The sequence below is a fragment of the Candidatus Neomarinimicrobiota bacterium genome (genome assembly GCA_036476315.1).
In the GTDB taxonomy this organism is placed as follows: Bacteria; Fidelibacterota; Marinisomatia; order Marinisomatales; family S15-B10; genus JAZGBI01.
The window spans coordinates 1-18,409 of the sequence record JAZGBI010000078.1 but is presented as its reverse complement, the minus strand read 5'-3'; the positions used below and the strand labels follow the sequence as shown (position 1 = coordinate 18,409).

Below are 18,409 nucleotides of genomic sequence, written 5' to 3'. Positions count from 1 at the left end.
GTGACTCCTTACTTGTCACTTGGTCCTTAATACTTGGTTCTTGATACTTGGTTCTTGGCTCTTGGCTTTTGGCTCTCATATCTTGCCTGCCCGTGGGGAGCTTATCCCGACAACTGTCGGGATACGGGGGCCCTTGGTCCCGGATGATCCATTGGTAAGTCAATTCCCCACTTCCTGGCATTCTCCCGTGCCCTCTCGTATCCTGCGTCGGCGTGTCTGGCGATACCGATTCCCGGGTCGTTTTCAAGCACCCTTTCCAGTCGTTCTGCCATTTCCCGGGTTCCATCGGCAACGATCACCTGTCCGGCATGGATTGCCAGTCCCATCCCCACGCCTCCACCATGATGGACAGAAACCCAGCTGGCGCCGCTTGCGGTGTTCAGGAGAGCATTCAAAATGGGCCAGTCCGCGACGGCATCACTCCCGTCTTTCATCCCCTCAGTCTCTCGATAGGGCGACGCAACCGACCCCGTATCGAGATGGTCACGTCCGATAACGACGGGAGCCGAGATCTCACCCTTTGCAACAAGTTCGTTGATCGCAAGTCCGAATTTCGACCTGTCGCCATACCCCAGCCAACAAATTCTTGCAGGAAGGCCCTGATAGTGCACCTTGTCCTGAACCATCTCAATCCATCGGCACAATGATTTATCGTGTGGAAAAAGTTCAAGAACCTTCTCGTCCGTCCTTCGAATATCCTCCGGATCTCCTGAAAGGGCTACCCACCTGAACGGACCCTTTCCCTCACAGAACAGTGGGCGGATGTAAGCCGGAATAAAGCCGGGATAGTCGAACGCATTTTCCACACCTGCTCTGAGGGCCTGTCCTCGAAGGTTGTTTCCGTAGTCGAAAACGGTGGAGCCCATTTTCCGGAGATCAACCATGGCACGACAATGAACAGCCATGGCTCGAAGGGCAAGGTCAGTGTATTGGCCAGGGTCGGATTTTCTGAGGGACAATGCCTGTTCGTAGGGAATTCCATTTGGTACATATCCATTCAACTCATCATGGGCGGAGGTCTGGTCCGTAGCCATGTCCGGGACAATCCCTCGCCTGACGAATTCAGGAACGACGTCGGCGGCATTCCCCAGGAGTCCGATGGACCTCGTCTCTTTTCTGGATTGGGCATCCCGGGCGATCTTCAGTGCGTCGTCCAGGGATTCCGCCATGGTATCGACATATCCCGTATCAAGCCGCCGCTGAATTCTCTCCCGATCCACCTCAACGGCTATGATCACTGCTTCATTCATCGTCCCAGCAAGAGGTTGAGCTCCTCCCATTCCCCCGAGACCGGCGGTGAGAATCAACCGGCCTCTGAGATTACCGTTGAAATGCTGCCTGGCGGCCGAGGCGAACGTTTCGTATGTGCCTTGCAGAATGCCCTGTGTACCAATGTAGATCCAGCTTCCCGCGGTCATCTGACCATACATCATCAATCCACGCCTGTCCAACTCCCGAAAGTGGTCCCATGTGGCCCATTTTGGCACCAGGAGTGAGTTCCCCATAAGCACACGGGGGGCGTAGTGATGCGTGCGGAAAATCCCAACAGGTTTCCCCGACTGAATAAGCAGAGTTTCGTTGTCTCCGAGCGATTTTAATGATCTTATGATCGCATCAAAACAGTCCCAATTCCGTGCGGCCTTTCCTGTGCCCCCATACACGATAAGTTCTTCGGGTTTCTCCGCTACGTCGGGATCCAGGTTGTTCTGAATCATCCGGAAGGCAGCCTCCTGCTGCCAACCTTTGCAGTGGAGGGTACCGCCCGTGGGAGATCTGACGGTCCGAGTTTTGCTCATGGGTCACCTCACCTTCGAATTTCTTCCGCAATCGGCAAAAAGAATTCTGGATCGTTCTTGCGAGAATCGTATGAAAAGAGTGAAATCCCGGGGAATCCCACGATCCTGGCATATCTTATCTTGTCTCTGGCATCGAGAGCGTTCTGGTTATATATGGCAATCCCCATAATGATTCCAGGCCAATACCTGGTTGGAATCGACTCATGTATCCTGTCGATATTTCGCGCAAATTCCGTCAGGTTTGGCGTGTAATTCATGGGGACCACGAAATCCACAAGACCCTCGGCCAGCCACCTATCCCACTCCTGGAAAAACCGGGACTTCGCCACAGCGGGTTCGGGTTTTACGGCCGCCGACAGGATGCAGACGGGATTCACATCCAGGATTAGTGAATTGCACCGTCTGACAAGTTCGGTCACGGAGTCCCGCCGGTATCGATTCCACTGTTCCCATAGAAACCGTCTCTCGTCCTTCCCCGCGTCTGCCGATTCTGCTTCAGCACCCCGGCTAAGTACGAGGGGATCAATACCATATTCTCGTTCAAAACCGGCTCTCCCCATCCCGTTATAGCCATAATCAGAGTCCCCGTATCTTATATAGTCCAGATGAAGCCCGTCGACATCGTACTGGGTGAGAACTTCTTTGAAAACCATCAGAAGGTATTGGTTGACCCCAGGATGAAGAGGGGAAAGAAAACGGTGAGTAGAATTTCCCGGAGCCGACGTGCTTCTTCCGTTCAACCTCTCATCCTCCCAATCGGGATATCGACGAAGGATATGGCTCCGGTTTTCCGGATTTGCATTGGAAGACCAGACCAGGTACACGTTCATCCACGCATGAACCTTCAGTCCCATCTCATGGCCCTTGAGAATGGCGTACTTGAGCGGGTCCAGACCGTCATCGCTGATAGCGTCAGTTCTCGGGACCAGTCGGCTATCATAGAACGCATCATCCCGCCCCCTTACCTGCACAAAAAGATGGTTGAAGCCATATCTCGCGGCAAATCGGATCGCCCTGTCGATCTCCACACGCGAGGTCATCGACGTTCGAACCATCCAGAGTGCCCTGAAAGGTAGGGCAGGATTTCCCTCAGCCAAGAGGCACGAAAGGAAAACAGGGATAACAAAAAAGGCAACCCTGAGAGTTGCCTTTACATGATGAATCATTTAATGATCAAACCTTCAGCTTAGTCAGATTCCTGGCGGGAATTCTCCTCTTGAGAAGATTCGGCTTTCTTGGTGCCCTTTTTCGTTTTCTTCTTCGCTTTCGACTCCCGTTTCGATGAGGTGTCTTCCAGATCGATAAGATCGACGAATTCCAGCAGCGAGACAGGAGCATTGTCGTTATCACGAAATCCGAGCTTCACGATGCGAGTATATCCGCCTGGCCGGTCCTGGTAGTTGGGAGCGATTTCGTCGACAAGCGTCTTCACGACTTCCGGACGATGCAGTTTCCGGAGAATCTGGCGTCGATCGTGCAATGTGCCTCTTCTCGCCCGGGTGATCAATGGCTCAATAAACTTGCGTGTTTCCTTCGCCTTAGCATCCGTAGTTCTGATGCGTTTGTGTTCAATCAGTGCGGTCGCAAGGCCCGATAGCATTGCTTTCCGGTGACCTGTCCGCCGACCCAGTTTCCTTCCGCGCTTATAATGCCTCACTGTACGACTCTCAACTCTCGGGCATCAGGTACTTGTCCACGTCTATTCCGAAGGAGAGGCCCATTTCTCCCAGCTTCTCCACAAGCTCAGAAAGGGATTTGCGGCCGAAGTTCTTGTACTGCAGCATTTCGGTTTCTTCCTTGGAAACCAAGTCAGAGATTCGCTCAATCCCAGCGGCTTGAAGGCAATTGTGACTTCTAACGGACAACTCCATCTCGTCAATCGTCCGATTGAGGAGATCTCGGACGCGGAGATCCTCCTCGTCGATCTCTTCGGTCACCTTCAGTACGGGCTTTGCCCCGGAAATCAAAAACTGCCTGAAAAGATCGATCAGTACACTGGCCGCATAATTCACCGCATCGTCAGGAGAGGTCGTGCCGTCAACATGGACTTCAACCAACAGTCTCTCCAGATTGTCCTTGGCTGACGAGACCGGTTCCACATCATACTGCACTCTTGTGACGGGATTGAAAATGGAATCGATAAAGATGGTACCTATGGGTGAATCAATCCTCTGATGACTGTCAGCATCCACGTATCCTTTTCCTACTCCCACCTGGAGCTCAACAGTGAAGTTGGCGTTCCCGTTCAGCGTCGCGAGGTGGAGATCAGGATTCATTACCTCGTACTGCTCTGAAGCATCATCGATATCCTTCGCCGTAAAATCACCTTCCCCCGTGAAACTTAACTGAATCCTATCGGGATTCGGATCATTGAGTTTGAATCGAACCTTTTTCAGGTTCTGGATAATATCTGCCATGTCATCGACAACCCCTTCGACCGTCCCAAACTCATGGAGAATCCCATCGATTCTCACCGAAATGATCGCGGCGCCTGGAATACTGGTCATAAGAATTCGGCGGAGTGCATTCCCTACAGTAATGCCAAACCCCCGATTCAGAGGCTCAAGTATGAATCTTCCGTACGTGTCCGTTAGTGATTTTTCGTCTATGTGAAAACTGAACTCGCCATTGTTTGACATGCTTATCTCCCTTTTCCAGATTACTTTGAGTACAGTTCAACGACCAGCTGGACTTTGAAAGTTTCATCCAGTTGATCCCGATCCGGTACATTGAGGACCTTACCCAACAAGCTCGCCTTGTCCAGAGAAAGCCAGGGTAGATCCAGGTCGCCTCTCACCTGTTTAACAGAATCATGAATGACCGTCAGCTTGCGACTCTTCTCCCTTACCCGGATCTCATCTCCAGCAGAAACGAGGTAAGAAGGAATGTTCACGGGTTTTTCATTCACCAGAAAGTGCTTGTGTCCAACCAGCTGACGAGCTGCCATTCGCGTAGGCGCGAAACCCAAACGATAAACGATATTGTCTAACCGGCGTTCGAGGAGTTGCAGTAGATTAATCCCCGTTTCACCTTTCAGTTGCTCGGCTTTTGCGAAATATTTCCTGAACTGACGTTCCAGAAGACCATAAGCATATTTTATCTTCTGCTTCTCCCGCAGCTGGATTGCGTAATTGGACAACCTCCGTCTCCTGGATTGACCGTGCTGACCCGGGGGATAGTTCTTCCTTTCCAGGATTTTTCCAACTTTGGGATTGCCAAAGATATTTTCACCGAATTTCCTGGCAATCTTTGCTTTGGGACCTCTATACCTGGCCATTTGTCATCTCTCCTCAAACACGTCTTCGCTTGGAAGGTCGACAACCGTTATGAGGAATGGGAGTGACATCCCTGATCGCCGTAATCTCGAGTCCTTCCACTCCGAGGGAGCGAATTGCCGGCTCTCTTCCGGAGCCAGGCCCTTTCACTCTTACTTCAACGGTCACCAGACCGAGATCCATCGCCTCGCGAGCTGCTTTCTGAGCCGCTCTCTGCGAGGCAAACGGTGTGCTCTTGCGAGATCCCTTGAATCCTGCAGTGCCCGCACTGGCCCAGGAGATCACGTTTCCGTTGAGATCGGTGAGAGTCACTATCGTATTGTTGAAGGTTGCCTTGATGTGAGCGATTCCTTCCGGTGCGACCTGTCCCTTCTTCTTCTTTTTCTTTCGTTTCGGCTTTGCCATGATTCTTTCTGGACTATCCTTTCTTCCCTACGGATCGCTTGCCTAGTCCCACAGTCTTTCGCCTCCCCTTGCGTGTCCTGGCATTCGTTTTCGTCCTCTGCCCGTTGACGGGCATACCCCTCCTGTGCCTGAGACCCCTGTAGGATCCTATATCCATGATCCGCTTGATATTCATGGTCGTTTCTGACCGGAGTTCACCTTCAACCTTTCTTTTGCCCACGAACTCGCGTATGGACGTGATCTGTTTCTCACTCAGGTCTTTGACCCGGATGTCACCATCCACTTTCGAGTCCTCAAGAATCTGCGAGGAGGTGGTATGACCGATACCAAAGATACTGCACAAAGCATATTCAACTTTCTTGTCCTTCGGAAGATCGACTCCTGAAATGCGCGCCATATTTAACCCTGTCTTTGCTTATGTTTCAGATTTACACAGATGACCCGAACCACTCCCTTTCTGCGGACGATTTTGCATCTTTCACACATCTTTCGGACGGAACTTCTCACTTTCACTATCTTGATCTCTCTTTCCTGTCGCGCTGGATAATTCTTCCCCTTGAAAGATCGTAGCGTGAGATTTCAAGGGTCACAAGATCACCGGGCAGCATCTTTACGGTCTGCAGCCTCGCTTTCCCGGCCACGTGGGCCACCACGACATGATGTTTGCCCCCAATTTCCACGTCAACTTGAAACATTGCGTTGGGAAGTGTTTCCCGGACGATGCCGGTGGTGGTGATGGCTCTGTTCTTATCCATCGAGAGTCCCGTTGCTCAATATTCTCGCCTCATCGCTTGTCACAACAACCGTGTGTTCGAAATGGGCAGACGGTTTCCCGTCCTTCGTACAAATGGTCCATCCGTCAGGTTTCGTGTAGATCTCTTTCAGTCCCAGGTTCACCATGGGCTCGATGGCCAGACACATACCTTCTTTCAGGATTGTCCCCCGTCCGGGCTCACCGAAATTTGGAATCTGGGGTTCTTCATGAAGCTCGGTCCCGATGCCGTGACCTACGAGTTCTCGGACAATACTAAATCCAAACTCTTCCACGTATTCCTGAATGGAATGTCCGATATCGGACACATGGTTCCCCACAACCGCCTTTTCTATCCCCCTGTACAGCGATTTCTCCGTCACGTCCAGCAATTTCTCCACCTCCTCGGAAACCTCTCCCACTGCGAAAGTTCGGGCACTGTCCCCATAGTAGCCGTCCTTCACCACACCACAGTCAATGCTCACAATGTCCCCATCTCGAAATTGCCGTCTATCCGGGATCCCGTGAACCACAGCATCGTTTATGGAAACGCAGAGAGTGGCCGGGTATCCCATGTATCCATTGAAAGCGGGAACATATCCTTGTGACCGAATGTATTCCTCCGCCAGTCGATTCAGCTCCTCACCCGTGGAACCGGGGACAATGTAATTTTCCAGAAGGTTGAGCGTGTCGAAGACCACGCGGCCGCTTTTTCCGATTCGGTCTATTTCTCCTTTGCTTCTTATGTTGACCATCAGTGCCTCAAAACCTCCTCCGACCCCGTATCTTGCCTTTCTTCAGAAATCCGTCATAGTGACGCATGAGGAGGTGTGATTCGACCTGCTGCAGTGTGTCAAGAGCCACTCCCACAATGATGAGGAGGCTGGTGCCGCCAAAAAATGACGCAAGATTGTACCCCACATCCATCGCATTCATGAGGACATACGGGAAGATCGCCACCAACGCCAGAAAGACGGATCCGGGAAGCGTCACCTTCGTCAAGATGTTATCGATGAATTCCGAAGTCTTCTTCCCGGGGCGAACACCGGGAATGAACCCACCGTACTTCTTCATGTTATCGGCTACATCGACAGGATTAAACGCTATGGCAGTATAAAAGTAGGTGAAGAAAACGATGAGGAGTCCGAAAACCAGCCAGTAGAACCAGTGGTCGAACGAAAACAACCGCATGAGTCCCTGAATGAACGCACTGTCTCGGAAGAACGTGGCAATTGTACTGGGCAAGAACATAATGGACTGAGCGAAAATGATGGGCATCACTCCAGCCGTGTTAACCCGCATGGGAATATGAGTCGCTTGGCCACCGTAAACCTTGCGACCTATGATCCGCTTCGCATATTGGACGGGAATCTTTCTTGTCCCCTGAGTAAGGAGCACCACGAAGCCGACAACCGCAAACATGATTCCCAGGAGAACAATCTCTGTCAGGGGACCTCTCACCTCTTCCTGAATCAGGGAGACTTCGGTGATGACCACGTTGGGAAAACGGGCCATGATTCCGATCATTATGATGAGTGAAATCCCGTTGCCGATGCCGCGCTCCGTAATCTGTTCCCCCAACCACATGATGAATAAAGTGCCCGTGACCAGGGAGATCACCGTCGTGAACCTGAAACCGAGCCCGGGTTCGGCCACCACCATCAACTGTCCCCCTGCAACCGTCGCCTCGAGATTTTCCAGGAATATGGACACGCCATACGCCTGCAGTAACGAAATTAAGACAGTCCCGTAGCGGGTGAGCTGTGTAATCTTTTTCCGACCTTCCTCCCCCTCTTTCTGCAGTCTCTGAAAATAAGGGACCACCACTCCCATCAGCTGGATAATAATGGATGAAGAAATGTAAGGCATGATTCCGAGAGCAAATAGCGTGGCTTTCTGAAACGCCCCTCCGGCAAACAAATCGTACAGACCGAAAAGTGTATTCTCGAAATTCTGAATTGCCGCTCCCAGCGCTTCGCTGTTAACACCGGGAATGGGAATGTGAGCCCCAATTCTGACAATAATCAACACAGACAGGGTGAACAGGATTCGTTTCCGAAGCTCGGGGATGTTACCAATATTCTTGAACTTCTCGATCATACCACGACCGCCTCTCCTCCGGCCTTTTCAATTTTCTCCACAGCTTTCCGGCTGAACGCATTCGCCGAGACAACAATTGATGACAGCAGTTCACCCTCGGCCAGAACTTTCACGGGTTTCGAGGCAGCCTTCACAAGACCGTGATCTTTCATTGTAAGAATATCAATCTCAGAAAGCCCCAGGGTCGCTATTCGCGACAGATTCACAATCTGGTAGGAGCGCTTGAAACGCGCATTGGAGAATCCGCGCTTAGGCACACGCCTCTGGAGAGGCATCTGACCGCCTTCGTACCAGGCACGCCGTTTGCTTCCGGAACGGGAATGATACCCTTTGGTCCCTCGGCCCGATGTTTGACCCTTCCCGGACCCCTGACCTCTACCAATCCGTTTCCTACCCTTCTGGACGCCTTGGGAGGACCTGAGCGAATCCAGCCTCACTTTACCTCCTCCACTCTGACCAGATGATCCACCACCCGAATCATCCCTTTTATTTCGGGTGTGTCGGCGTGAAGCACGGTCCGATTCACCCTTCCTAATCCGAGGGCAGCTACCGTCCGCCGCGCTTTCTTTCGCTGGCCGATGATACTCCTCACCTGGGTTATCTTCAGCTTTTTCGGAAACCTCTTATCCGTCATTCCTGGAACCAAAAACCTCTCTCAACGTTATGCCGCGTCGGTTGGCTATGGTAACGGGATCCTGGAGATTTCTCAGAGCAACCTCCGTTGACCTTACGATATTGTTCGCATTGGACGACCCATAACGTTTTGTCAAAATATCTGTTATTCCAGCCTGTTTCACCAGAGCTCTGACAGCACTTCCCGCAATGATTCCGGTGCCGGGTGCCGCCGGTTTAAGCATCACGCGGCTGGCGCCAAACTTGCCGATGATTTTGTGGGGGATGGTTCCCCGGACTATGGGGACACGGAATATGTTCTTCTTTGCATCCTCCTTCCCCTTGGAAATAGCGGAAAGGACCTCATTCGCTTTCCCATAGCCGAGACCTACGTGCCCTTTTGCGTCCCCCACAACCACGAGAGCACCGAATCGAAATCGGCGGCCGCCGGCAACCACCTTCGCCACGCGGTTGACTTTGATAACCGTCTCTTCCTGAAGATCAAGTTCCGTTGGATCAACTGGAGTCAAAATTCCAATCCTCCAGATCTGGCGCCTTCTGCCAGCGCCTTTACCCTTCCGTGATAAAGAAAACCATTCCTGTCAAAGACAACTTTCTTGATTTTCTTCCCTTTTGCCTTTTCCGCCAGAACGACTCCCACAACCGTGCTTTTCTCAACCTTCGTCTTCGCCTCTTTGAGCCTGCCGTCCATATCCTTTTCCAGGGAAGAAGATGCAACCAGAGTCTCCCCCTTCAGGTCATCCACAATCTGTCCGTAGATGTGTTTCAAACTCCGATAGACGACCAGACGGTATCGGTGGGAAGAACCAAAGAGAGCTTTCTTGCTCCGAAGACGTCGTCGTTGCCGTCTTCTAACTTTATCAGTCTGCTTCCTCACCACCAATTGTTTTTCCTTTTTTTATCCGAACATATTCGTCGCTGTAACGGATTCCCTTACCTTTATACGGTTCGGGAGGTCTGAAGGATCTTATTTTCGCGGCTACCTGACCCACCAGCTGCTTATCGATTCCGGAGACGGTGATAGAGTTTCTGCTTGCCTTGATTTCAACCGCGTTAGGTGGCACAAGATAGATGTCATGAGAATAGCCCACGGCAAGTCTTAACCCTTTTCCTTCCATGTTCGCAGTGTATCCAACACCCAATACCTGAAGCTCCTTGCTGAACCCCGTTGTGACCCCCTCAACCATGTTGGAGAGAATAGCTCTCACCGTACCGTGGAGTGAACGCTGAGACTTACTGTCGGACTGTCGCTCCACCGCCAGTTCACCGCCACTTTGTTTGATCACCATGTCTCCCCCAAAGCCCGTTTGAAGTGTCCCTCTGGGGCCCATCACGGAAACGAGACGCCCATCCACCGAAACGGTGACACCGTCAGGAACCTGAATTGGCTTTTCTCCTACCCTCGACATATCCCGCTACCAGACGTTACAAATGATTTCACCGCCTACATTCAGCCTGCGGGCAACCTTGTCGGACATGACTCCTCTGGACGTGGTCAGAATGGCGATGCCGAGACCATCGAGCACTCTCGGTATTTCCTCAGCCCTGGCATATACACGCCTACCAGGTTTGCTAACTCGCTTAATGTGGCTGATGACCGGGTCGCCATTTCGATCGTATCTCAGGAACACTCTCAGCTTTTTTCTCACTGGCTCACTAATGATGATAAAATCTTCGATATAGCTCTCTTCCCGCAGAATAAAAAGTACCCTCTTCTTGAGGATTGACAAGGGTATGTCAACCCACCGGGCCCCAGCGCTTTGCGCGTTGCGGATTCTGGTCAAAAGGTCCGCGATTGGATCGGTCATGGTCACTTTTCTAACTCCTGGTTACCAGCTTGCCTTGGTGACTCCGGGTATCTCGCCTTTCAGGGCAAGTTCTCGAAAACATAGGCGGCAAAGCCCGAATCGGCGGACATATGACCGTGAGCGGCCGCAATTTGCACACCGATTGGTTTTTCGTGTACTGAATTTGGGCTTACGCGACGCCCTGACGACGAGTGCTTTTCTGGCCATTACGAACCCTCCTCGGTTTCATCAACCTCAGGAGCCTCCTTTCTGAATTTATTCGGTTCCCGAAACGGAAAGCCGAGAGCCGAAAGAAGTTCATATGCCTCTCCGTCACTTTCCGCCGTCGTTACTATGGTAACCTCAAGCCCACGGATCTTGTCAGTCTTGTCATAGTCAATTTCCGGGAACACTATCTGCTCTTCGATTCCGATACTCAAATTTCCTCTTCCATCGAAAGATTTGACGGAAAACCCCCTAAAATCTCGTACTCTGGGAAGTGCGATGGCGATGAAACGCTCCAGGAATTCATACATGCGCCAGTGCCTGAGTGTCACTCTGCATCCAACTGGATCGTTCGCTCTCAGTTTGAAGCTGGCGATGGCCTTTCTCGCCTTGGTCACCACACTCTTCTGACCCGTTATGGTCGCGAGATCATCAAGAGCATGTTCAAACGAAGCGGGTTCGTCCCTGGATTTGCCGAGACCCATATTCAACGAAATCTTCTCGAGCTTCGGGACTTCAAACGTATTGGTGTAGCCCAGTTTTTCCTTCAGCGCCGGGATCACCGTCTCGCGGTACCGGGTCAGAAGGTTTGGATCATAGCCGTTCCCTCTCTCGCTTGCCACAATTCTACCTATGAATCGATGTCTTCTCCGGTTTTCCTTGACACTCGAACTTTTCTTCCCGTATCCAGAAATCGTTTCGCGGAACGAGTTCGAACACCGTCAACAAAAAGCATCACATTTGAAATGTGGATGGGGGCCTCCTTCTCTATGATGCCTCCCTGCGGATTCTGCTGTGACGCTTTCGTGTGACGCTTCACAAAATTCACTCCCTCAACAATCAGACGATTGTTCTCTGGCGAAATCCTCAGCACTTTCCCCTTCTTACCGCGGCTATCCCCGGAGATCACGACGATTGTGTCTCCTTTCTTGATATGCATCTTATATCACCTCTGGGGCCATGGACACGATCTTCATATACCCCTTGTCTCTCAACTCCCGGGCCACGGGCCCGAATATTCTCGTCCCCAGCGGTTCCCCTTTTTCCGTGAGCAGAACTGCGGCGTTATCATCGAATCGGACATAAGAACCGTCAATCCTCCGTACTTCTTTCCTCGTTCTTACAATCACCGCCCTCGAAATGTCCCCTTTCTTAACCATGCCTCCCGCCATCGCCTGCTTTACTGTCACAACCACCGTGTCCCCCAACGTGGCATAACGACGGCGCGTCCCTCCAAGTACTTTGAAGCATAACACTTCTTTTGCGCCCGTATTGTCTGCCACTTTCAGCCGAGTTTCCGTCTGAATCATTACGTATTCTCAAGATGGTTTGTGTTGTTGCTAGCTTCCCTTGGCTTTTCTGATCACTTCTATGACGCGCCACCGCTTCCGCTTGCTAATTGGGCGGGAAGAAATGATCCTCACTGTATCTCCTGCACGACACTCTTGGTTTTCAACATGAGCCGCATATTTTTTCTTCTTTCTGACATACTTCCCGTATACGGGATGGCGAAAACGGCGGAAAACCTCCACCAGGACTGTCTTCTCCATTTTGTCGCTGACGACGCGTCCCTCGAGGACCTGCTTCTTTCCTCTAGCATTCATGCGGCACTATTCCCCACCCCCCGGTTGCCTGATACTCAGTTGAATCTCCCGGAGAATGGTCTTGATCTGCGCTATTTCTCTTCTCAAATGACGAATTCTCAAAGGATTCTCCAGCTGCTGGAGCGCCTTCTGAAACCGAAGGTTTTCCAGCTCTTCCAGATCCTGAACCAGTCTGGATCTCAGCTCGTCCTCGGAAATCTGTCGCAGTTCTTCCCGTTTCACCCCTAGCTCCCCGATTCCCGTCTTTCCGTAAGTCTTGTCCTTACCGGGAGCTTGAATCCCGCGATTCTGAAAGCCTCCGCTGCGAGATCTCTGTCCACCCCTTCGATCTCAAAAAGGACTCGACCCGGTTTCACCACCGCCACCCAATGGTCAGGGGGTCCCTTGCCCTTGCCCATGCGAACTTCTGCCGGCTTCTTGGTCACCGGTTTGTCGGGAAAAATTCGAATCCACATCCTGCCGTGCTTTCTGATCCTGCGAATGATGGCCACACGTGCAGCTTCAATCTGACGCGCGGTAATCCAACCGGGTTCAGTCGTCTTCAGGCCATAGCTGCCATAAACAACGTGATTCCCTCTCGTGGCAAGGCCCTTTCGCCTCCCGCGATGGTGTTTGCGCCATTTCACTTTTCCAGGCTCTAGCATCAGGTGGGTATCTCCCCACTGCAAATCCACACCTTGATGCCGATTTTGCCATAAGTGGTACGAGCCTCGGCAATGGCGAAATCGATATCAGAACGAAGCGTCTGAAGAGGAACCTTTCCCTCATGAAACGTCTGCGACCGGGCAATTTCCGCTCCCCCCAGGCGGCCGGCTACTCGTATTCTGATACCCTCCGACCCCATTCTCATCGCCGACTGGATAGCCTTCTTGACCGCTCGACGATAATTGATCTTCCTCGTGAGTTGATGGGCGATATTCTCGCCCACAAGATAGGCATCCAGCTCCGGACGCTTGATTTCCGATACATTCACCTGAGTCTCTCTATCCGTCAGTCTCTTAATCTCTTCCTTCAACCGGTCAACCTCCTCTCCCCCTTTCCCGATGACTATTCCTGGACGAGAGGTATGGATAGTGAGGGTAACCATCCTTGACGTACGGTCAATATCGATCCTGGATACCCCTGCGTTCGGTAGGCGCTTGAACACGTATTTTCTCAACTTAATGTCTTCAGCCACGAGGTCGGCGAATTCTCGATTTGCGAACCAGTTCGAACTCCAGGGCTTGTTGATGCCCAGTCGAAAACCGGTGGGATGTGTCTTCTGCCCCATGCTATGCCTGGTTAGCTGGCGCTGTCACCCAAAACGATTGTCAAATGACTTGTCCTCTTGAGGATTCTCGAGGCTCTCCCCATCGCAGCAGGGCGAAATCTTTTCATGGTTGGCCCTGCATCCACGAAAGCCTCCTTGATGAAGAGATTTCCCGGCTCGAGAGTTTTCCCCTCTTCAGTCTGTAAAATGTTCGACACGGCAGAATGGATGGTCTTCTCAATGACTACGGACGCTTTTAACGGAGTGAAATGGAGAATGCTGAGAGCCGTCTCAACATCCTGTCCCCGTACTGTTTCCAGGACTTTCCGTACCTTTGACGCAGATTGACGAATAGATCGCGCTTCAGCTCTCGACTCCATCTCTAGATCTTCTTCCTGTCTCCAGAATGCGCTCTGAACGTTCTGGTAGGGGCAAACTCCCCGAGCTTGTGTCCAACCATGTTCTCGGAAATGAAGACCGGCATAAAGTGCTTGCCGTTATGGACCGCCAGCGTATGACCCACAAATTCGGGCGTGATTACGCACTGTCTTGACCAAGTTTTGATAACTCTCTTCTTCCCTTCGCTCATCTTCTCGATTTTCTTCAGTAACTTCTCGTCAACGCTTGGACCTTTTTTCAAAGACCGGGACATCACTCATTTCTCCTTCTAACGATGAATCGATCCGAAGCCTTATTCTTTCGCCGGGTCTTGTATCCTTTTGTGGGCTTTCCCCATGGAGTAGTGGGATGTCGACCTCCCGAGGACTTCCCCTCGCCTCCTCCCATGGGATGATCCACAGGATTCATGGCAACCCCTCTAACCGAGGGTCTCCGTCCCTTCCATCGACTTCTGCCCGCCTTACCGTAAATGACCGTTTCGTGACTTCTGTTTCCCACCTCCCCGATTGTGGCCATGCAGTCTTCGTGGATCATTCTGATTTCACCTGAGGGAAGCTTCAGGGAGACCATCCCTGCGTCCTTGGCCATTATCTGAGCTCGCGTGCCCGCACTCCGGACCATCTGACCGCCTTTGCCGGGCACCAATTCAACATTGTGCACCACGAGGCCCGATGGAATATTCTTCAGCGCGGTAGCGTTTCCGACCCTGATGGGGACCTTCTTTCCGGAGACCACCGTTTCCCCCACTTTGAGTCCGTAAGGAGCGATGATATATCTCTTCTCCCCGTCAACATAATGAAGAAGTCCGATGCGGCAAGAACGATTGGGGTCATACTCGACGGATGCTACCCTGGCGGGAATGCCGAACTTGTCACGCTTGAAATCTACAATCCTGTAATTGCGTTTGTGGCCGCCACCCCGATGGCGGACCGTCATTCTTCCCCCGCTGTTTCGCCCTCCCGATCTCTTCAAGGGACGCAAGAGACTTTTTTCAGGCCCCAAACGGGTAATCTCCTCGAAGGTGGAAGCAGACTTATGTCTCTGTCCGGGCGTCACTGGCTTCGATTTCTTTACAGGCATGACCTAAGCCTCGCTCTCTGCTCCGTAGAGATCTATGGTAAATCCACTCTGAAGCGTCACCATCGCTTTTTTCCAGTTCGATCTCTTCCCGGAGGTGCGAATGACGTGTCCACCGCTTCGCACGGTCATCTCTTTTCGTTTTCCTTTCACGTTGGCCGTGCGGACGTTTGACACTTTCACATTGAACTTCTTCTCAACGGCCCTCTTGATTTCGATCTTGTTGGCCTGCTTATCCACCTGAAAAGTATACGTATCCTGGCTTTCTTCAAGGCGACTCCCTTTTTCTGTCAGCAGGGGCCTGAGAAGGATGTGTCGGTCCACAACCATCACCTAATCCGTTGTCAGTTGACCCTCAAGATTCTTGATCCCCGCTTTGTCAAAAAGAAGGACGTCGCAGTCCAGAAGATCATAGGTGGAAGCCCCTGCTGCCGGCACGACCCTTACGTTCGGAAGATTTCTGGCTGACAGAAGAACATTCCTGTTCACCTCCCCTGGGAGAAACGTGATCTTCTTTTCATCGAGGCCCATTTTGCTCAGAACTGCCACGAACGATTTCGTCTTAGGGTGTTTAAACTCAATTTTGTCAACGACATAAATCTCTTTGTCCATGGCGCGTTGGGAAAGCACACTTCTCCGCGCCAGCCGCTTCATTTTTTTGGGAAGTCGATAACTATGCTCCCGGGGACTGGGTCCAAAAATGACACCGCCACCCCGCCACAATGGAGATCGATTAGAACCGGCTCTTGCCACCCCTCTCCCCTTCTGGCGCCACGGTTTTCGCCCCCCGCCTCTCACGGCAGCACGATTCTTGGTGGCGTGAGTCCCACGCCGCTTACCGGTCATTTCCGATACCGCCGCGCGGTAGACCACATCCTCAACAGGTTTGATCTTGAAAACCGAGTCGTGAACCCGCACCCGGGAAGTCGATTCGCCGTCTGAATTGTAAACCTGAAACTGCATATTACTTCGTAACCGTCACGATCCCATTTTTCGAGCCCGGCACCGGACCCTTCAGAAACAGGGTGTTTTTTTCGTGATCTACCTTGAGGACCTCAACATTCTTTACGATAACCGTTTTATTCCCGTGACGGCCGGCCATCTTCATTCCGGGCCAGACCCGTGACGGATCTGACGACTGACCGATGGATCCGGGAGCTCTCAGGCGATTCGACTGACCGTGCGTCTTGGGTCCTCCCCTGAATCCATACCGTTTCACCACACCCGTGAATCCTTTCCCTTTTGAGATACCCCGAACCGAAACCATGTCGCCCTCTCCGAATATGGAAACTGTAATCTCCTGTCCCAGGGACGGCAATTTCTCCCCTGAGGCAGGGAACTCCTCCAGATGGACTCTGGGAGAAACACCGGCTTTCTTGAAGTGTCCCTTCATGGGGCGGTTTGTCCGCTTCTCTTTTTGTTCGCCGTATCCCAGTTGAATCGCGAAGTAGCCATCGGAATCTTCGGTTTTGACCTGAGTTACCACACACGGTCCAACTTGAACCAGTGTGGCTGGAATACTCATGCCTCCTTCACCAAACAGGCGAGTCATTCCCACTTTTCTACCGATCAATCCTGTCACCGCTAGGCCTTGATTTCTATGTCAACTCCCGCCGAAAGATCGAGTTTCATAAGTGCATCGACAGTCTTGGGAGAGGCGTTCAGGATCTCAATGAGTCGCTTATGGATTTTCGTCTGAAACTGCTCCCGGGACTTCTTGTTCACGTGTGGAGATCTCAGAACCGTATAAACCGTCCTGTTCGTGGGCAGCGGAATGGGTCCTGAAACCACCGCTCCGGTGGACTTGACCGTTTTCACGATCTTCTCCGTCGATTTGTCCAGAAGATTATGATCATATGCCTTCAACCTGATTCGTATGGATTGGCCAGCCAACGCTATACTCCTTTACTCAATGACCTTGGTCACAACGCCGGCACCCACCGTGCGACCACCTTCACGTATGGCAAACCTCAACTCCTTCTCCATGGCAATGGGACTGATCAACTCCACCGATACGGATACGTTGTCACCAGGCATCACCATCTCCGTCCCCTCAGGTAACTCTACCACTCCCGTTACATCCGTCGTGCGAAAATAAAACTGCGGCCGGTATCCATTGAAAAAAGGGGTGTGTCTTCCCCCTTCTTCCTTCTTCAATACGTATACCTTCGCCTCAAACTTCGTGTGCGGCGTGATGCTCCCGGGCTTCGCTACCACCATCCCTCGCTTCAACCATTCCTTCTCCACTCCCCTCAACAACAACCCGGCATTGTCCCCCGCCTGTCCCTGATCCAACTCCTTCCGAAACATCTCCACACCCGTCACTACCGTCTTCCTCGACGCTCCTAAACCCACTATCTCTACCTCATCACCTACCTTCACCACTCCACGCTCTACCCTTCCCGTCCCTACTGTCCCTCGTCCCGTTATACTGAATACATCCTCCACCGGCATCAAAAAAGGCCTGTCTATATCTCGCTCCGGCTCCGGTATGTAACTGTCTATCGACTCCACTATCTGTAATATGCATGCCGTCTTCTCCTCATCATCCGGATTGTTTAACGCCTCCAACGCACTCCCCCGTATGATGGGAATCTCATCCCCCGGAAACTCGTACTCGTTCAATAAATCCCGTAACTCCAACTCCACTAACTCTATTAACTCAGGATCATCTACCTGATCCGTCTTGTTTAAAAATACCACGATCGCAGGCACGTTTACCTGACGTGCTAACAAAACATGCTCCCGTGTCTGTGGCATGGGACCATCCGCCGCCGATACCACCAGTATCGCTCCATCCATCTGGGCCGCTCCCGTTATCATGTTCTTGATGTAATCCGCATGCCCCGGACAATCAATGTGCGCATAATGACGCTTATCGCTCTCATACTCCACATGCGCCGTCTGTATCGTAATCCCTCGCTCACGCTCCTCCGGCGCATTGTCTATGCTGTCAAACGTCCGTACCTCCGATAATCCCCGCTTGCTCAAAACTAACGTCATCGCTGCCGTCAACATCGTCTTCCCGTGATCCACATGACCGATCGTCCCTACATTCACGTGCGGCTTCGTTCGCTTAAACTTCTCCTTTGCCATGACGCCCTCCTC

General features: G+C 51.9%; 33 protein-coding genes. All 33 read right to left on the bottom strand.

Annotated elements, in window-relative coordinates; translation table 11 throughout:
- Positions 1–101 precede the first annotated feature (101 nt).
- Genes hutU through tuf form a run of 33 tightly spaced genes read right to left on the bottom strand, consistent with a single transcriptional unit; the run spans position 102 to position 18,397 of the window.
- Complete coding sequence (gene hutU / locus V3U24_08070; protein ID MEE9167399.1) at positions 102–1,796, bottom strand: urocanate hydratase; 1,695 nt, start codon at positions 1,794–1,796, stop codon at positions 102–104.
- 8 nt (positions 1,797–1,804) lie between these two features.
- Complete coding sequence (locus tag V3U24_08065; protein ID MEE9167398.1) at positions 1,805–2,962, bottom strand: family 10 glycosylhydrolase; 1,158 nt, start codon at positions 2,960–2,962, stop codon at positions 1,805–1,807.
- A 20-nt stretch (positions 2,963–2,982) separates the two neighbouring features.
- Positions 2,983–3,453, bottom strand: coding sequence for a 50S ribosomal protein L17 (rplQ, locus tag V3U24_08060; GenBank protein ID MEE9167397.1), 471 nt, complete (start codon positions 3,451–3,453; stop codon positions 2,983–2,985).
- A gap of 10 nt (positions 3,454–3,463) precedes the next feature.
- Entirely contained in the window at positions 3,464–4,435 is a 972-nt protein-coding gene (locus V3U24_08055; protein MEE9167396.1) for a DNA-directed RNA polymerase subunit alpha, read from the bottom strand.
- A gap of 20 nt (positions 4,436–4,455) precedes the next feature.
- Complete coding sequence (rpsD, locus tag V3U24_08050; GenBank protein MEE9167395.1) at positions 4,456–5,073, bottom strand: 30S ribosomal protein S4; 618 nt, start codon at positions 5,071–5,073, stop codon at positions 4,456–4,458.
- 13 nt (positions 5,074–5,086) lie between these two features.
- The gene (rpsK, locus tag V3U24_08045; protein ID MEE9167394.1) at positions 5,087–5,476 is read right to left on the bottom strand and encodes a 30S ribosomal protein S11; all 390 of its coding nucleotides are present in this window, start codon (positions 5,474–5,476) and stop codon (positions 5,087–5,089) included.
- A 13-nt stretch (positions 5,477–5,489) separates the two neighbouring features.
- On the bottom strand, positions 5,490–5,873 hold the full coding sequence (rpsM, locus tag V3U24_08040; protein MEE9167393.1) for a 30S ribosomal protein S13: 384 nt from the start codon (positions 5,871–5,873) through the stop codon (positions 5,490–5,492).
- Positions 5,874–5,875: 2 nt separating this feature from the next.
- Positions 5,876–5,989 carry a 50S ribosomal protein L36 gene (gene rpmJ, locus V3U24_08035; GenBank protein ID MEE9167392.1) on the bottom strand — a complete coding sequence of 38 codons (114 nt, stop codon included), beginning with the start codon at positions 5,987–5,989 and terminating at the stop codon, positions 5,876–5,878.
- Positions 5,989–6,231: a translation initiation factor IF-1 gene (gene infA, locus V3U24_08030; GenBank protein MEE9167391.1), complete on the bottom strand. Its 243-nt coding sequence runs from the start codon at positions 6,229–6,231 to the stop codon at positions 5,989–5,991. The genes rpmJ and infA overlap by 1 nt, the downstream gene beginning before the upstream one ends.
- Complete coding sequence (gene map / locus V3U24_08025; GenBank protein MEE9167390.1) at positions 6,224–6,982, bottom strand: type I methionyl aminopeptidase; 759 nt, start codon at positions 6,980–6,982, stop codon at positions 6,224–6,226. Before map ends, infA begins: the two co-directional genes overlap by 8 nt.
- 7 nt (positions 6,983–6,989) lie before the next feature.
- Entirely contained in the window at positions 6,990–8,327 is a 1,338-nt protein-coding gene (secY, locus tag V3U24_08020; protein MEE9167389.1) for a preprotein translocase subunit SecY, read from the bottom strand.
- Positions 8,324–8,764: a 50S ribosomal protein L15 gene (rplO, locus tag V3U24_08015; GenBank protein ID MEE9167388.1), complete on the bottom strand. Its 441-nt coding sequence runs from the start codon at positions 8,762–8,764 to the stop codon at positions 8,324–8,326. The genes secY and rplO overlap by 4 nt, the downstream gene beginning before the upstream one ends.
- Positions 8,761–8,961 carry a 50S ribosomal protein L30 gene (gene rpmD, locus V3U24_08010; GenBank protein ID MEE9167387.1) on the bottom strand — a complete coding sequence of 67 codons (201 nt, stop codon included), beginning with the start codon at positions 8,959–8,961 and terminating at the stop codon, positions 8,761–8,763. Before rpmD ends, rplO begins: the two co-directional genes overlap by 4 nt.
- On the bottom strand, positions 8,951–9,478 hold the full coding sequence (gene rpsE / locus V3U24_08005; GenBank protein MEE9167386.1) for a 30S ribosomal protein S5: 528 nt from the start codon (positions 9,476–9,478) through the stop codon (positions 8,951–8,953). Before rpsE ends, rpmD begins: the two co-directional genes overlap by 11 nt.
- Complete coding sequence (rplR, locus tag V3U24_08000; GenBank protein MEE9167385.1) at positions 9,466–9,843, bottom strand: 50S ribosomal protein L18; 378 nt, start codon at positions 9,841–9,843, stop codon at positions 9,466–9,468. Before rplR ends, rpsE begins: the two co-directional genes overlap by 13 nt.
- Positions 9,821–10,369: a 50S ribosomal protein L6 gene (rplF, locus tag V3U24_07995; GenBank protein MEE9167384.1), complete on the bottom strand. Its 549-nt coding sequence runs from the start codon at positions 10,367–10,369 to the stop codon at positions 9,821–9,823. Before rplF ends, rplR begins: the two co-directional genes overlap by 23 nt.
- Before the next feature lie 6 nt (positions 10,370–10,375).
- Entirely contained in the window at positions 10,376–10,768 is a 393-nt protein-coding gene (gene rpsH, locus V3U24_07990) for a 30S ribosomal protein S8 (GenBank protein ID MEE9167383.1), read from the bottom strand.
- Between the two features lie 21 nt (positions 10,769–10,789).
- Entirely contained in the window at positions 10,790–10,975 is a 186-nt protein-coding gene (locus V3U24_07985; GenBank protein MEE9167382.1) for a type Z 30S ribosomal protein S14, read from the bottom strand.
- A complete protein-coding gene (gene rplE / locus V3U24_07980; protein ID MEE9167381.1) occupies positions 10,975–11,595 on the bottom strand; it encodes a 50S ribosomal protein L5 in 621 nt (206 codons plus the stop codon). Before rplE ends, V3U24_07985 begins: the two co-directional genes overlap by 1 nt.
- An 8-nt stretch (positions 11,596–11,603) precedes the next feature.
- Entirely contained in the window at positions 11,604–11,912 is a 309-nt protein-coding gene (rplX, locus tag V3U24_07975) for a 50S ribosomal protein L24 (protein ID MEE9167380.1), read from the bottom strand.
- A 1-nt stretch (position 11,913) separates the two neighbouring features.
- Positions 11,914–12,282 carry a 50S ribosomal protein L14 gene (gene rplN, locus V3U24_07970; GenBank protein ID MEE9167379.1) on the bottom strand — a complete coding sequence of 123 codons (369 nt, stop codon included), beginning with the start codon at positions 12,280–12,282 and terminating at the stop codon, positions 11,914–11,916.
- Between the two features lie 30 nt (positions 12,283–12,312).
- The gene (rpsQ, locus tag V3U24_07965) at positions 12,313–12,576 is read right to left on the bottom strand and encodes a 30S ribosomal protein S17 (protein ID MEE9167378.1); all 264 of its coding nucleotides are present in this window, start codon (positions 12,574–12,576) and stop codon (positions 12,313–12,315) included.
- A gap of 6 nt (positions 12,577–12,582) precedes the next feature.
- Complete coding sequence (rpmC, locus tag V3U24_07960) at positions 12,583–12,798, bottom strand: 50S ribosomal protein L29 (GenBank protein MEE9167377.1); 216 nt, start codon at positions 12,796–12,798, stop codon at positions 12,583–12,585.
- A 2-nt stretch (positions 12,799–12,800) separates the two neighbouring features.
- Positions 12,801–13,220, bottom strand: coding sequence for a 50S ribosomal protein L16 (gene rplP, locus V3U24_07955; GenBank protein MEE9167376.1), 420 nt, complete (start codon positions 13,218–13,220; stop codon positions 12,801–12,803).
- A complete protein-coding gene (gene rpsC / locus V3U24_07950) occupies positions 13,220–13,846 on the bottom strand; it encodes a 30S ribosomal protein S3 (protein MEE9167375.1) in 627 nt (208 codons plus the stop codon). The genes rplP and rpsC overlap by 1 nt, the downstream gene beginning before the upstream one ends.
- Before the next feature lie 11 nt (positions 13,847–13,857).
- On the bottom strand, positions 13,858–14,205 hold the full coding sequence (gene rplV, locus V3U24_07945; protein MEE9167374.1) for a 50S ribosomal protein L22: 348 nt from the start codon (positions 14,203–14,205) through the stop codon (positions 13,858–13,860).
- Between the two features lie 2 nt (positions 14,206–14,207).
- Positions 14,208–14,477 (bottom strand): 30S ribosomal protein S19, encoded by a 270-nt coding sequence (gene rpsS / locus V3U24_07940; GenBank protein ID MEE9167373.1) that lies wholly within the window; start codon positions 14,475–14,477, stop codon positions 14,208–14,210.
- Positions 14,477–15,304: a 50S ribosomal protein L2 gene (gene rplB / locus V3U24_07935; GenBank protein ID MEE9167372.1), complete on the bottom strand. Its 828-nt coding sequence runs from the start codon at positions 15,302–15,304 to the stop codon at positions 14,477–14,479. The genes rpsS and rplB overlap by 1 nt, the downstream gene beginning before the upstream one ends.
- 3 nt (positions 15,305–15,307) lie before the next feature.
- Positions 15,308–15,631: a 50S ribosomal protein L23 gene (rplW, locus tag V3U24_07930; GenBank protein MEE9167371.1), complete on the bottom strand. Its 324-nt coding sequence runs from the start codon at positions 15,629–15,631 to the stop codon at positions 15,308–15,310.
- A gap of 3 nt (positions 15,632–15,634) precedes the next feature.
- Positions 15,635–16,264, bottom strand: coding sequence for a 50S ribosomal protein L4 (gene rplD, locus V3U24_07925; GenBank protein ID MEE9167370.1), 630 nt, complete (start codon positions 16,262–16,264; stop codon positions 15,635–15,637).
- Between the two features lies 1 nt (position 16,265).
- On the bottom strand, positions 16,266–16,883 hold the full coding sequence (gene rplC / locus V3U24_07920) for a 50S ribosomal protein L3 (protein ID MEE9167369.1): 618 nt from the start codon (positions 16,881–16,883) through the stop codon (positions 16,266–16,268).
- Positions 16,884–16,885: 2 nt separating this feature from the next.
- Entirely contained in the window at positions 16,886–17,194 is a 309-nt protein-coding gene (gene rpsJ / locus V3U24_07915; protein ID MEE9167368.1) for a 30S ribosomal protein S10, read from the bottom strand.
- Between the two features lie 12 nt (positions 17,195–17,206).
- Positions 17,207–18,397, bottom strand: coding sequence for an elongation factor Tu (gene tuf, locus V3U24_07910; GenBank protein MEE9167367.1), 1,191 nt, complete (start codon positions 18,395–18,397; stop codon positions 17,207–17,209).
- Positions 18,398–18,409: the final 12 nt, after the last annotated feature.